This is a genomic window from Nostoc sp. UIC 10607 (assembly GCF_047228265.1).
GTDB classification, from domain to species: domain Bacteria; phylum Cyanobacteriota; class Cyanobacteriia; order Cyanobacteriales; family Nostocaceae; genus Nostoc; species Nostoc foliaceum_A.
Map to the genome: position 1 here is coordinate 1 of NZ_JBIQNW010000176.1, position 1,640 is coordinate 1,640.

Here is a 1,640-nt window from a genome sequence, read left to right on the forward strand (position 1 = left end):
CACTAATGTATAAAATATCCTTTCCTAAATTTTACTCATCTCAATAATTTTTTTGCACTTGTGAGAAATCCGGGTTTTGGTTTTAAGATTATTACCATATCGTCGGCATACCGTATTGATTGGTGAATATTCTCTATTCCGTTGAGAGCGATGTTAGCTAATAATGGACTTACTACACCACCTTGACAAGTCCCTTGTTCTGGAAAATCAGGGTTTATTCCGGCTTTTAGGCAGCGGAAAATTCCTTGCTTTATACCTTTTGGGGCTATACGGTTATTCATGATTGTGGTGTGTGAAATTTTGTCAAAACACTTTTCAATATCGAGTTCTATAACTCTCTTATTGATTCCATTAGTGCTAGAATTTAGGTTTGAGAACAGAATTTTCTGTGCATCATGTGCTGAACGCCCTGGTCTAAACCCATAACTCCTTTCATGGAATAGTGCTTCGTGTGCTGGTTCTAAAGCATATTTGGCGAGGCATTGCCAGCACCTATCCGCGATAGTGGGAATTTTGAGCATCCTGGTACTTCCGCCCTTTTTAGGAATGGAAATGCTACGTAACTTTTGGTGTTCCCAATTGTCACCAGATGCTTTTAGCAGTTTCTCAAGTTGAAAGCGTTCTTTAGAATTAAGAGACTTTTTACCATCGATTCCTGCCGTTTTCTTTCCAGCATTTAGCTGTGTTACTTGACGAATTGCCAATAGCCTAGCCGCATTGGATTTCAGAATAAGTTTTTGAAGAGATATGGCTTTACGCTTGTTTCCTTCTCGAACTGCTTTAAACACTCGTTTTTGTAGGCGGAATAGATTACACCGAAATTTCTTCCAGGGTAAACTTTTCCATGATTCACTATAGTTTTCTATGTGCCTAATCATACTCTAACTCCAATGAGTGTTTTCTGAACACCTTGCAGCAATTACGCCGCATCCTACCCAACTCAAAGGAGTTCCGTATCTCGTCTTACCTAACTGGGGTTCGACTATCCCAGTACCTTTGAATCGTTTTTATTCGTTCCCTCAGAAGATTGATTGTTCCCTTAGGTGTAGCCATTTCAACCATCAGAAACCCTAGATTCTTGCTGTTGGTGGATAAGACCACAGCGGGTTTTAGCTCTGATAAAGTCGGGTCTAGCTTATGTCCCGCTTCTTAATAGGTCACTTTTCTAGGCTCTGTTTCACCATAGGAACTCCCTATTAGCGCCAGTGTCTTCCCATAACGGAAGTCTGATTGCGCCCTGTTTCCAGCTTCACTCTCCATAAACCGAGTATGGTCGGTGTGGACAGATAAGGAGTCACGCCTGAATCTGGCGGGTAGGACTTTCACCTACATCTGTCTGAGAGTTCACCTCATAGAGATGGCAAGTGTATGTACGGGCTAATTGCCGTCATTTTACTTGCAACGAATCGCACTTATCCTTTAAGTGACAAAATTGGAAGCAAAAGATGTCCTTTTCTGCCAAGTTATCGTTCCAGTGACAATGAGCAACCTGTTTTGAAACCATAAAGCGAGCAACTTGCTCATCTTATGCTTTCAGTGGCAGCTCCAGGAATGTGTGTGAATACAAAATAAGTAACCCTTATCTTTTATCCGATATCAACTACGATTAATACCTCTTCTCCAGATAGCTCAGTGTTTTA

At 41.1% G+C, this 1,640-nt stretch carries 1 pseudogene; it reads right to left on the reverse strand.

Going from position 1 to position 1,640, the window contains the following annotated elements:
- Positions 1-74 precede the first annotated feature (74 nt).
- Positions 75-878, reverse strand: a pseudogene (locus tag ACEYW6_RS36160) (reverse transcriptase N-terminal domain-containing protein); the annotation flags it as partial.
- Between the last annotated feature and the right edge of the window lie 762 nt (positions 879-1,640).